The sequence below is a fragment of the Shewanella sp. SM74 genome, from assembly GCF_025653725.1.
Classification (GTDB): domain Bacteria; phylum Pseudomonadota; class Gammaproteobacteria; order Enterobacterales; family Shewanellaceae; genus Shewanella; species Shewanella oncorhynchi.
Map to the genome: position 1 here is coordinate 1 of NZ_JAKKRZ010000105.1, position 555 is coordinate 555.

At 45.9% G+C, this 555-nt stretch carries 1 protein-coding gene; it reads left to right on the forward strand.

What is annotated here, in order from left to right; genetic code table 11:
* Nucleotides 1-555 (forward strand): group II intron maturase-specific domain-containing protein (locus tag L5M49_RS25225; RefSeq protein ID WP_317630131.1); only part of this gene is annotated, 555 nt, incomplete at both ends.

Here is a 555-nt window from a genome sequence, read left to right on the forward strand (position 1 = left end):
CGCTACGCGGACGACTTTATCATTTTGGTAAAGTCTATTCGAGCGGGAGAGCGGGTACTCAAGAGTATTACTCGCTACCTTGCCACTAAGCTAAAATTGGTTGTTAATGAACAGAAAAGCCAAGTGGTAGAGGTAGGTCAAAGCAAGTTCCTCGGTTTTACCTTTAACCGCGGGAAGATCCAGTGGCATGCTAAAACATTACACATTTTTAAACAAAAGATGAAACGCCTGACGAACCGAAATTGGGGCGTTAGCATGGGATATCAATTGTTTAAAGTACGGCAATACATGCAAGGCTGGATCAATTACTTTGGCATAGCCAACGCTTATCAAGGGTGTGTCGATTTAGACCATTGGATCCGTCGTCGAGTGCGTATGTGCTACTGGCGTCAGTGGCGAAAACCGCGGACTAAGGTACAAAACTTACTTAAACGTGGCGTCAGGATCCAAGCTGCCGTTGCTTGTGGGATCACAAGTAAAGGCCCATGGCGGAGCTCGAAAACACCAGGAATACAGCAAGCGCTGAGTAATGAGTATCTTAAGAAAGCAGGATTG